Origin of the sequence: Allokutzneria sp. NRRL B-24872 (assembly GCF_002155965.1) — a bacterium.
GTDB lineage: Bacteria > Actinomycetota > Actinomycetes > Mycobacteriales > Pseudonocardiaceae > Allokutzneria.
On sequence record NZ_MUMH01000065.1, the window covers coordinates 56,781 to 67,095 of the forward strand.

The window sequence follows — 10,315 nt, forward strand, 5'->3', positions numbered from 1 at the left end:
CCTGTGTCGGTGCCTCGTGATGTAATAGAACTAGTTGGAAATCACACTCCTGTGATTCTTCTGTGACTCCGAGGAGCGGGATGGACGCCGCCGAGGTGAGGGCCCAGGGTGACGGCCGCACGCCGTCCGCTCCGGGCACCGGCGGCCTCAGCGGTACCGAGCAGGAGATCCTCGCCTTCGAGCGCCAGTGGTGGAAGTACGCGGGCGCGAAGGAACAGGCCATCCGGGAGCTGTTCGACATGTCGGCTACCCGGTACTACCAGCTGCTCAACACGCTGATCGAGAAGCAGGAGGCGCTGGCCGCCGACCCGATGCTGGTCCGCAGGCTGCGCCGGTTGCGCACCGGGCGCCAGCGGGTCCGCACCGCCCGCCGCCTCGGCCTCGAACCGCGCTGAGCGCGATGACCGCGACGATCTGGAGGCAGCCGAGATGAGTTCCGTCGAGCCGCCAAGCGCGCCCCGCCCCCTGTGGGTGGCCGGGGTCGTGGCGCTCGGAGTCGCCGCGGTCGCGCTGGCCTTCGGCGTCTTCTCCCTGTTCGGTGGGGACACGCCGACGGACCAGCTCGGGCAGCAGCAGACAACGACGACCGAACCGGCCCCGGGCAGCCCTCCGCCGCCCGCCCCGCCGACCACGTCGGAGCAGCTGCCGCAGGTGAGCACGACCGTGCCGCCCCCGGCGACGACGACCGCGCCGTCCACGACCGCGGCCCCGCCGACCAGCGCGGGTGGCGGCGGAGGCGGTGGCACGCCGGGCAAGCCGAAGACCGGCATCAGGGTCTACAACAACAGCACCATCCCCAAGCTCGCCGACCGCGCCGCGCAGGACATCCGCGAGGCCGGCTGGACCGTCGAGCAGGTGGACAACTACCCGCACGGCGTGATCTACACGACGACGGTCTACTTCACGTCGGGCACCGACGAGGAGACCACGGCGCGCACCCTCGCGGGCGAGTTCGGCATGCGCGTCGAACCGCGCTTCGACGGCATCAAGGACGCGAAGCCGGGCGTGATAGTGATCGTGACGAAGGACTACAGGAACGCCGCCAGCGCCAAGTAGGCAGCTCGTCGAACCGCCCCCGGTTGTGGGGGCGGTTCGCTGTGTCAGGGGCGCTGCGAGGACGCGTAAGCCTCCAGAGAAGCGAGCTGCGCGGGGTCCAGCGAGGGGCGCACGTTCTCGCGGGCGTGGTTGAGGTGCTTGAGCCCGACCTCCGCCGCCGACAGCGATTCGCGCATCGCGGTCAGCGCGGCCTCGCGGATCAGCGCGGCGCAGTCGGCCGCCGAGTAGCCCTCCAGCTCCCCGGCCAGTCCCGCCAGGTCCACGTCCTCGCCGAGCGGCGTGTGCTTGGCCGCCGACTTCAGGATCTCCGTGCGCGCGTCGGCGTCCGGCGGCGGCACGTAGACCAGGCGCTCCAGCCTGCCGGGCCGCAGCAGCGCCGGGTCGATCAGCTCGGGGCGGTTGGTCGCGCCGACCACGACAACGTCGTTCAGCGGCTCCACGCCGTCCAGTTCGGTCAGCAGCGCGGCCACGACGCGGTCACCGACACCGGAGTCCGATGACTGGCCACGGCGCGGCGCGAGCGCGTCCACCTCGTCGAGGAACAGCATCGCCGGAGCCGCTTCCGCCGCCCTGCGGAACAGTTCCCGCACCGCGCGCTCGGATTCACCTACCCACTTGTCGAGCAGTTCGGCACCCTTCACCGACAGCACGTTCAGCCGCCCGGACCCCGCGAGCGCGCGCACCAGGAACGTCTTGCCGCAGCCGGGCGGACCGTAGAGCAGCACCCCGCGCGGAGGCTTGACCCCAAGGCGCGCAAAGGAATCCGGGTACTGCAACGGCCACAGCACGGCTTCGGTCAGTGACTGCTTCACCTCGGCCATGTCGCCGACCTCGTCCAGGGTGAGGCCGCCGGTGGCCAGGTTGTCCGAAGTGGACATCGAGATCGGGCGCACCGTCTCCAGCGCGCCGATCAGGTCCTCCTGGCCGATGCGCGGTTCCTCGGAGTCCCGCTGCCGCAGGGCCGCGCGCACCGCCGCCTCCCGACGCAACGCCACCAGGTCCGCCGCGACGAAGCCCGGAGTGCGGTCCGCGACGGCGGTCAGGTCGATGCCGTCCTCCAGCGGGGCGTCGCGCAACAGCACGCGCAACAGCTCCGCGCGCACGGAGCCGTCCGGCAGCGGCAGGCTCAGCTCGCGGTCGATCAGCTCGGGGCTGCGGAGCTTGGGGTGCACCGACTCCGCCGCCGAGGTGGTCGCGACGACGGCGAGCTTCGGGGTGTCGATCGCGGCGAGCAGCGCGTCAAGGACCACTGTGGACAGTGGAGGTGGATTGTTGGCCGGTAGCAACGCTTCCACGTCGGAGACCAGCAGCACGCAGGCCGTGCCGCCGCGCGCCGTGGCGACCGCGGCGTTGATCGCGTCGTGCGTGCGCTGCGAGGCGGTGGCCGCTTCGAGCGCGGCGGCGCTGGGCGCGACGAGCTCGACGACCTCGGCCTCCACCGCCGCGGCGACCGAGCGCACGAGCGTGGCCTTGCCGACCCCGGACGGCCCGGACACCAGGACGCCGAGCCGGGACTCCGCGCCGAGCTGCGCCAGCAACTCCGGCCGCCGGAACGCCAGGTCGAACCACTCGCTCAGCCGTCGCACGGCGTCCTTGGCGCCCACCAGGTCCGGCAGCGCCAACGCGGGCTCGGCCGCTGCTTGGGGAGCCGGTGCGGCGGTGGTGGCCACGGGCGGAAGGGCGGCGGTGCGCTCACCGTCGCGCCAGCCGACCACCGTCGCGGGCTGCACGGCGACCACACCGGGCGGCTCGACGCCGGTCACGGTGAGCAGTTCGTTCGTCCACGTCATGCCGATCGCCAGGGACAGCTTGCGGCGCGCGGTGCTCACGTCGGAGCCTGGCGGCGGCGCGAGGTCCTGCGGCAGCAACGACACCGCGTCGCCGACCGTCAGCACCTTGCCCATCAACGCCAACCGCAACGTCTCCGGCGTCAGCGAGGCCGAGGCCAGGCGCGAGCCCGCCACCGTCACCGACCGCGCCGTGGAGACCTCGACGGGCGCGACGACGACCTCCGAGTCCTCGGTCAGGCCGAGGTTGGACATCGTGATGTCGTCCACGTAGATGAAGCCGGGGGAGTGCGACCCGTCCGAGGCGGCGGCCAGCGCGGCGGTCTCCCGCGTGCCGGTCAGCCGCACCGCGTCCCACGCCCGCAACCCCAGCGCGTCCAGCACTTCGGGGTGCAACCGGACGACACCGCGGCGAGTGTCCAGCGCGGACGGGGACAACCGGATGGTCAGCGTGATCACGCCCAAGACCCTAGCCGCCGAGGTACGTGCTGAATGACTCATTCGCCACGCTCAACGTGCTGAACGAGTCATTGACCACGCTCAACCACCTCAATGACTCGTTCAGCACGTTGAACCACATGAACGAGTCATTGAGGCGGTAAAGCACTGAACGACCCGTTCAGTGCGTTGAGCGCACCGAACGGGTCGTTCGGGGTTCTAACGGTGGAGCGGCGGAGGGGGTCAGTCGCGGCGGTTGCGACGCAGACCGAGCCGGCGCCAGCTGGTGCGAGCGACCGGGCCGGGCCCCGACGTGCCGTTGCGGCGGGGGATGCGGCGCAGGCGGATCGCCGCCCCCGCCACCCGGCGCCGCAGCGGTGGCCGGATGCCGAGCCTGCGGGTGCTGCGCCGCCGGATCGCCCTGCGCTCGGCGGGCTCCACGTCCCACGCCTCGGGGTGCCGCGAGAGCCAGTAGTAGCGGTACACCGCGTACGGGATGTGGCCCAGGTAGAAGACGACCACCACGGCGAGCATCAGGAACGGGTAGGTCAGCAGCGCCGCACCGGCGATCCCGATGATCAGCAGGACCGGCACGATCGCCTTGGCCGGGATGCGCAGCTTCTTCAGCGAGAGCGTGGGAATCCGGCTGATCAGCAGCATCGCCACCAGCAGGGTCCACACCACCAGCACCGGCTTGGAGGACCACCAGCCCTCGGACTCCAGGCCCAGCGAGACCACCATCGGCAGCAGCGCCAGGATCGCCCCGGCCGGAGCGGGGACGCCGACGAAGAACTCCTTGGTGAACGACGGCTGCTCGGTGTCGTCGAGCAGCGTGTTGAACCGCGCCAGCCGCAGCACCATGCACACCGCGTAGACCAGCGCGACCAGCCAGCCGGTGCGCTCGCCGTCCCAACCCCAGATGAACAGCACGATCGCCGGCACGACGCCGAAGGAGATGCCGTCGCACAGCGAGTCCAGCTCAGCGCCGATCTTGCTGGTGGCGTCGAGCATCCGCGCCAGGCGGCCGTCGAGGCCGTCCAGCACGGCGGCGACGCCGATCGCCAGCACCGCCGCGCTGTACTCCTTGTTCAGCGTGAACTGGATCGCCGAGAGCCCGGAGCACAGCGCCAGGATGGTGATCGCGTTCGGCAGCAGCCGCACCCCCGGGGCGGTGCGGGCGTCCACCTAGAACTCCGCGCCGGGCAGCAGACCGAGCACGGTCTCCCCGCCGATGGTCTTCTGACCGGGCTCCACGAGCACGCGGCTGCCCTTCGGCAGGTATACGTCCACGCGCGAGCCGAAGCGGATCAGGCCGTAGGTGTGCCCAGCGGCGATCTGCTGGCCCTCCTCGACGAAGCACACGATGCGGCGGGCGATGAGCCCGGCGATCTGCACCACGGCGATGTCGTGGCCCTCGGTGGTGCGCAGCAGCAGGCTGTTGCGCTCGTTGTCCTCGCTGGCCTTGTCCAGGTCGGCGGAGAGGAACTTGCCCGGCCGGTAGGAGACCTTCGCGACCTCACCGGTGGCGGGCATCCGCTGCACGTGCACGTCGAAGATCGACAGGAACACGCTGACCCTGGGCACCGGCTCCTCGCCGAGGCCCAGCTCGGCGGGCGGGACGGCGGGGCCGACCGTGGACACCGTGCCGTCGGCGGCGGAGACCACCAGCCCGGGGCGGGTCGGCGTGACGCGCTTGGGCTCCCGGAAGAACCAGGCGCACCAGGCGGTCACCACCATTCCGATCACGCCTGCCCTGCGGGAGAACCGCCTGATCAGGAATGTTGCGACGGCCGCGCCGAGCACGAAGGGGCGTCCGGCGGGGTGCATGGGGGGAACCGTGCTGCGGGCGAGTTCGACAAGGTGTGCGAGCGGGCCCGAACGTTCTTCCGCGGTCATCGTCAGGTGATCCGTGATCCTCGGCCGTGAAGAGAGCAAAATGGACTCTTCACGGTACGCCAGCGCCCCGAGGGGCTATCTGCGGGACTGCACCAGCCGCACGATCACCAGCAGCAGCACCGCGCCGAGCGCCGCCACCCCGAAGCTGCCGAAGCTGAACTCGAAGTCCCACTTCTCGCCGGTCGTCAGCTTGTAGACGAGTCCGCCGAGCGCGGCGCCGACGATCCCGACGATGATGCTGAACAGGCAGCCGAGCGGGCGCCGGTCGCGCCCGCCGACGATGAGGTTCGCCGCCCAGCCCGCGAGCGCGCCGAAGATGATCCACGAGAAGAAGCCCACGTGGTCAGCCTACGGGCGCCGCGCCCTCCTGCGCCGCAACCTCGCCGCGCGACTGGAGCACCTCCAGCACGAAGCCGACCAGCGCCTCGTACACCTCGTCGGAGGCGCTGCGCAGCTCCAGCTGGCTGCCGTCGGCCAGGTTCAGCCCGACCTTGCCGCCGCCGCTGAGGAAGCCCTTGTTGGAGCCGCCGGTGATGTCCTCCGCACCGATCCACCTGGCGTTGGGCAGCTGGCGGTTCGCCGAGGCGGAGGCCTCCACCAGCGGGGTGAGCCGCTTGCGGCGGATGCCCTGGCCCGCGCCGACGCGGTCGGCGGACTGCTCCTTGAGCACGGTCCCGAACGGCAGCTTGAACAGCAGCAGACCCGTGTCGTAGACGAGCAGGTCGTGCCAGGCGTTGCGGCCGATGGTCACCTGCGTCCCGAACACCTGCGTGAGCTGGGGTTCGCCGCTGATCTGCGGGTCTTCCTCGTTGGGCCAGCGCACGAAGCCCAGCGGGACGTTCAGCCGCACCAAGTGCTCCCACAGCTCGCGGACCTTGGCCGGGTCGTGCACGGCGGGCGCCACCAGCTCCTCGGCGTCGAACTCCGCGCCGTCGTCGAGCAGGCGCACCACCCACCCGCCGCCCCAGTTCAGCTCGTGCCGCACGCGGCCCTCGGCCACCAGCGCGGCCACCACCACGTCGCCGAGCAGCTCGGTGGCGACGGACCGGCACGCCCCGGCCAGCTCCTCGAACGGGATGTTCGGCTTCAGCACCGGCTTGACCAGCTGCTCGACCTCGCCCCGGCCGATCGCCTGGAGGATGTCGCCGAGCAGACCGCGCGGTGCCACCTGGCTGTCCAGCGCGGCCTTGGCCAGCATGCCCGCGCCGCGCTCGGCCGACTTCGCCCCGGCGAGCCGGACGATATCCGCCCACTGCGCGCGCGGACCGAGCCCCTCCTTGAGCATCGAGCCCTCGACGGCGGGGACGCTGTTCTGCGGGTCGTTGAGCAGCGACCACGCCGGCCTGGTGTCCCCTGGCGCGGGGCGGTCGGCCTGGCTCGCGATCACCGCGATGCGCTGGCGGATCGGCGGGTGGCTGTCGAAGCGCGAGGTGGGCTCGGCGTCCAACAGCTGCTCCTCCGCCCGCTCCACCCACTCCTTCTGGTTGGGGTGCAACAGGAACGCGCGGTAGCCCAGCAGCAGGTCGGGCGTGCGCCGCGCCATCCCGGCGAGCGGGAGGTAGCGGCTGGAGTACGCGTCCCAGGTGTGGCTCAGCGTCGGCAGCTTGCGCAGCGCCGCGATGGCGACGGCCTGCCCGGAGGTGCGCACCATCGCCTGGTCCGCCTCCAGCTCCTGCTGGCGGTTCGCCGACTTGGCGACGAGCGTGTAGAGCTTCGCGTAGTTCTTGATCAGGAATCGCGCCGGACCGCCGTCCAGCCGCTGCACGGTCCGCTGGAGGGTCTCGGTGCCCCGGTAGGTGATCGCCAGCAGCCGGGTGTGGCCGCCGCTGTAGTGACCGAGTTCATGCGCGAGCACCGAGCGCAGCTCGTCCACGCTCATCCCGGCGAGCAGCGGCAGGCCGATCATCATGTAGCGCTTGCCCGCGCGCAGACCGAGCATCCGCGAGTCCTCGGAGACCGCCGCGTTGACCTCGGGGACCAGGACGATCTCGTCGGGAGCGCGGGTCTGGACCTGCTCGGCCAGTTCGTCGACGCAGGCCCACAGGCCGGGCTGTTCCTGCCTGCTCAACCGCGGTCCGCTCGGCGGCTCTATCCGCGTCCGCAACGCGCTGACCAGCGCGATCCCGAAGGTGATCAGGACGCCGACGCCCAGGACGAACAGGTAGGCGGCCGCTCGTCCGCTGGCCGTGGTGGCCAGCAGGATGCCGCCGACACCGATCCCGATCACCAGGAACGGGAAGGCGATCAACAACACGACGGCGACGAAGGCTCGAAAAGATCCGCGCACGGTGCTTCCTCCGCAAGTGCTTGCTCCGCTCACCCCCAGTTGTGAGCGGCGCGTGAGTCTGCGGTGCCGCCGACGAGTTGCGCAAGTCGCCGCCGTTCTGGCCAAAGAGCCAGCTCAGGTGGCCTGAAGATCACCGCGTCAGCAGCACCGTGACCTCGGTCCCTTCGGCGAGCTCGGTGTCGCTCTCGCCGATCTCCATCAGACAGTTCGAAGCGGAGAGCGCCGACAGCAGGTGCGAGCCCGGCCCGCCGACCGCCGACACCGTGCCCGCGTCGGCGTCGTGGTGGCCGCGCCGGTACTGCCGCTTGCCCGGTGCGGAGCGCAGCGGCTCGGTCAGCCTGGCCCGGCGCGTCGGCCGGTCGGGGGCGGTGTCGCCCGCCGCCGCGCGCAGTGCCGGGCGCACGAAGACCTCGAAGGACACCAGCGAACTGACCGGGTTGCCGGGCAACGTGATCACCGGGACGCCCCGGTACACGCCCGCCCCCTGCGGCATCCCCGGCTGCATCGCGACCTTGACGAACTCCACGCCCTGGCCGGAGAACGCGTCCTTGACCACCTCGTAGGCGCCCGCGCTCACCCCGCCCGAGGTCAGCACCAAGTCCACAGTGGACAGATGGGGGGCGAGCGCGGAGTGGAACTCGGCGACGTCGTCGGGGACGAAGCGCAGCAGCTCGGCGGAGCACCCGGCCTGTTCGACCGCTGCCGCCAGCATCACCCCGTTGGACTCGTAGATCTGCCCGTGCAGCAACGGTTTCCCGGGTTCCACCAGCTCCGATCCGGTGGACAGCACGAGCACCCTCGGCGGCCGGTGCACGGCCAGCTCGCCCGCGCCGATCGCCGCCGCCAGGCCCAGCTCCGCGGCGCCGAGCCGGGTCCCCGCGCCGAGCACCCGCGTGCCCGCACGCACGTCCTCGCCCGCGCGCCGGATGTGCGCTCCGGGCTCCTTGGCCTGGTGCACCGCGACGCGCTCGACACCGCCGTCGGTCAGCTCCACCTGCACGATCGCGTCCGCGCCCGGCGGCAGCGCGGCGCCGGTCATGACCCGGTGCGCGGTGCCGGGGACCAGGGCAGGGGAGTCCGTGCGCCCGGCCGGAACGTCCTCGGCCACCGGCAGCACCACCGGCGACTCCGGGCTCGCGGAGGCGATGTCGTCCGCCAGCACCGCGTAGCCGTCCATCGCGGAGTTGTCGAACGGCGGCAAGCTGATCCGCGCGGTCAGGTCCTCCGCGAGCACCAGGCCGAGGCAGTCCGCGAGCGGCCTGAGCTCGACCGGGGTCCTGGGGATCAGCGCGGCGACGGCGGCGCGGTGCTCGGCGACCGGGCGCAGGGAAGGCGTGTTCGGCACTCCGCCATCCTGCCGTGTCAGACTGCGTGACGCGCTGACGCGGGGGTCGTCGTACGGAGGTCTTATGCAGGTCCGGACCAGGCACACACCGAACTTCGGCGTGGCCAGGCTGATCCTCGCCCCTGGTGAGCCCGTGCGCTCCGAGCCCGGTGCGATGGTGGCCACCAGCTACGGCGTCGTCGTGGAGCAGCGCGCCTCCAGCGCGCTCAAGGCGCTCACCAAGGCCGGTTGGGGCGCCGACCCGCTGCCATCGGCCACCTACACCGCGCCCCCGCAGGGCGGCTGGGTGGACGTCGCCCCGCACCTGCCGGGAGACCTGCACGTCGTGGAGCTGACCTCGGGGTTGAGCGGCGGCTGGTGCCTCGCGCGCTCGCGCTGGCTCGCCTCGGCGGCGACGGTGACGTTGGACAACGTGTGGCCGGGTTTCCGCTCGCTGTTCGGCGCGGACAGCGGCTTCCTCGTGCACGCGAGCGGCCAGGGCTCGCTGGTGCTCTCGTGCTTCGGCGCGCTGGACGTGATCACGTTGCAGGCAGGGGAGTTGGTGACCGTCGACTCCGGTCACCTCGTCGGTTACTCCGAGGGGGTGCAGGCCCGGTTGCGCGCTTTGGCGCAGGGCGGTCCGCAGTCGATCAAAACCGGTGAGGGGCTCGTGTTCGACTTCGCCGGACCCGGTGAAGTGCTGGCACAGACCCGAAATCCCAGGACACTGGCCTCCTCGCTGCACTCGGCTGGCGGCGGAAACCGCTTGTAGCAAAGGAATCCGCTCATCGCCAGTGACGATTCGGTAGCGGACTTCCTCGGTGCGCTCCGGTAGCGTTGATCGCGCTTCATCGGATGCGCCAAGGAGGATCGGTGGCTCTGGGCACGGTCAAGTGGTTCAACGCGGAAAAGGGCTACGGCTTCATCGCCACCGACGGAGGGCCCGACGTCTTCGTCCACTACTCCGCCATCGAGATGGACGGCTTCCGCACCCTCGCCGAGGGGGAGCGCGTGGAGTTCGACGTGCAGGACGGCGGCGACGGCCGCAAGCAGGCCGCTGGCGTCCGCAAGGCGTAGGCCGGTCCTCGCCCACATTTCACCGCGACATTCGGGGGTTACTCCCTCCTCCCGGCACGACAAGCCCTAAGCTGCTCGTTTGTGTCGGAGGACCTCACCGGACGCCGTCTTGGGCATTACCGCATCGACGGCGTGATCGGCCAAGGCGGTATGAGTGTCATGTACCGCGCCACCGACGTCCGGTTGGGCAGGAAGGTCGCGCTCAAGGTGATCGCCGATCACCTGACGGTCGACGCCGAGTTCCGCGAACGGTTCGTCGACGAGGCGCGCAACACCTCGGCCATCGACCACTCGCACGTGGTGCCGCTCTACGACTTCGGCGAGGTCGACGGGCTGCTCTACATCGCGATGCGCTTCGTCGACGGCTCCGACCTGGCCGATCAGCCGCAGGGTGCGCTCGGGGGAGATCGGGCCGTCCTTGATCAGGCTGGCCAGGTCGGAGCCGTCGAC

Annotated in this window: 11 protein-coding genes; 5 read left to right on the plus strand and 6 right to left on the minus strand. The window is 71.2% G+C overall.

The genetic code is table 11. From position 1 onward, the window contains the following. Window positions 1-80: 80 nt before the first annotated feature. Both CCN37_RS18335 and CCN37_RS18340 read left to right on the plus strand, forming a co-directional pair. Window positions 81-395 carry a DUF3263 domain-containing protein gene (locus tag CCN37_RS18335; protein ID WP_086822235.1) on the plus strand — a complete coding sequence of 105 codons (315 nt, stop codon included), beginning with the start codon at window positions 81-83 and terminating at the stop codon, window positions 393-395. 34 nt (window positions 396-429) lie between these two features. Then, a complete protein-coding gene (locus CCN37_RS18340; protein ID WP_086822237.1) occupies window positions 430-1,056 on the plus strand; it encodes a LytR C-terminal domain-containing protein in 627 nt (208 codons plus the stop codon). Window positions 1,057-1,100: 44 nt separating this feature from the next. On the opposite strand, the gene CCN37_RS18345 is transcribed toward CCN37_RS18340, so the two are convergent. The 6 genes from CCN37_RS18345 to glp form a co-directional block, all read right to left on the minus strand. Further along, on the minus strand, window positions 1,101-3,344 hold the full coding sequence (locus CCN37_RS18345) for an AAA family ATPase (protein ID WP_210408099.1): 2,244 nt from the start codon (window positions 3,342-3,344) through the stop codon (window positions 1,101-1,103). Between the two features lie 180 nt (window positions 3,345-3,524). Then, window positions 3,525-4,466, minus strand: coding sequence for a CDP-diacylglycerol--serine O-phosphatidyltransferase (gene pssA, locus CCN37_RS18350; protein ID WP_086822243.1), 942 nt, complete (start codon window positions 4,464-4,466; stop codon window positions 3,525-3,527). Further along, window positions 4,467-5,177, minus strand: coding sequence for a phosphatidylserine decarboxylase (locus CCN37_RS18355; RefSeq protein WP_086822246.1), 711 nt, complete (start codon window positions 5,175-5,177; stop codon window positions 4,467-4,469). 75 nt (window positions 5,178-5,252) lie between these two features. Next, window positions 5,253-5,516 carry a GlsB/YeaQ/YmgE family stress response membrane protein gene (locus CCN37_RS18360; protein WP_086822250.1) on the minus strand — a complete coding sequence of 88 codons (264 nt, stop codon included), beginning with the start codon at window positions 5,514-5,516 and terminating at the stop codon, window positions 5,253-5,255. A 4-nt stretch (window positions 5,517-5,520) separates the two neighbouring features. Continuing rightward, complete coding sequence (locus CCN37_RS18365) at window positions 5,521-7,464, minus strand: M48 family metallopeptidase (protein ID WP_168200726.1); 1,944 nt, start codon at window positions 7,462-7,464, stop codon at window positions 5,521-5,523. Between the two features lie 130 nt (window positions 7,465-7,594). Further along, complete coding sequence (glp, locus tag CCN37_RS18370) at window positions 7,595-8,809, minus strand: gephyrin-like molybdotransferase Glp (RefSeq protein WP_246843121.1); 1,215 nt, start codon at window positions 8,807-8,809, stop codon at window positions 7,595-7,597. A 64-nt stretch (window positions 8,810-8,873) separates the two neighbouring features. Between glp and CCN37_RS18375 the strand changes: the two genes are divergently transcribed. The 3 genes from CCN37_RS18375 to CCN37_RS18385 form a co-directional block, all read left to right on the plus strand. Beyond that, entirely contained in the window at window positions 8,874-9,560 is a 687-nt protein-coding gene (locus CCN37_RS18375) for a TIGR00266 family protein (RefSeq protein WP_086822260.1), read from the plus strand. 101 nt (window positions 9,561-9,661) lie between these two features. Continuing rightward, window positions 9,662-9,865, plus strand: coding sequence for a cold-shock protein (locus CCN37_RS18380; protein ID WP_086822263.1), 204 nt, complete (start codon window positions 9,662-9,664; stop codon window positions 9,863-9,865). Window positions 9,866-9,946: 81 nt separating this feature from the next. Beyond that, the coding region (locus CCN37_RS18385; RefSeq protein ID WP_371504486.1) for a protein kinase at window positions 9,947-10,315 on the plus strand (369 nt) is incomplete at its 3' end.

Bases quoted from the DNA above. Each gene is read 5' to 3' on its own strand.
- CCN37_RS18335 (WP_086822235.1), top strand. From the start codon at position 81: ATGGACGCCGCCGAGGTGAGGGCCCAGGGTGACGGCCGCACGCCGTCC.
- CCN37_RS18340 (WP_086822237.1), top strand. From the start codon at position 430: ATGAGTTCCGTCGAGCCGCCAAGCGCGCCCCGCCCCCTGTGGGTGGCC.
- CCN37_RS18345 (WP_210408099.1), bottom strand. From the start codon at position 3,344: ATGAGTCATTCAGCACGTACCTCGGCGGCTAGGGTCTTGGGCGTGATC.
- CCN37_RS18355 (WP_086822246.1), bottom strand. From the start codon at position 5,177: ATGACCGCGGAAGAACGTTCGGGCCCGCTCGCACACCTTGTCGAACTC.
- CCN37_RS18375 (WP_086822260.1), top strand. From the start codon at position 8,874: ATGCAGGTCCGGACCAGGCACACACCGAACTTCGGCGTGGCCAGGCTG.